1 protein-coding gene is annotated in these 236 nt (G+C 68.6%); it reads left to right on the plus strand.

Annotation, left to right across the window (positions count from 1 at the left end; genetic code table 11):
* Positions 1–236, plus strand: a 236-nt coding sequence (locus tag DBV10_RS22455) for a cation transporter dimerization domain-containing protein (protein WP_305010890.1), incomplete at both ends; no start/stop codon positions are given.

The following is a 236-nucleotide window of genomic DNA, read 5'->3' on the forward strand; positions in this document are numbered from 1 at the left end:
AAGGGCTGGAGCTGGTCTGGCGCTCGTCCCAGGGGCTCATGGATTCGGCGGTGGAGCCCGAGGTGCAAGCTACCATCGACGCCACGCTGCAGCAGTTTGTGCAGGCCCAGCCGCCCGGCGCCGTGCGGTTTGACCATGTATCGACCCGCAGGGCGGGCCAGCGCCAGTTTGTGGACATGCACCTGCACATGCCGGCCCACTGGACCTTGCGCCATGCCGCCGAACTGCGCGGCCAG

The organism is Acidovorax sp. FJL06, assembly GCF_003852545.1.
Lineage (GTDB): Bacteria > Pseudomonadota > Gammaproteobacteria > Burkholderiales > Burkholderiaceae_C > Acidovorax.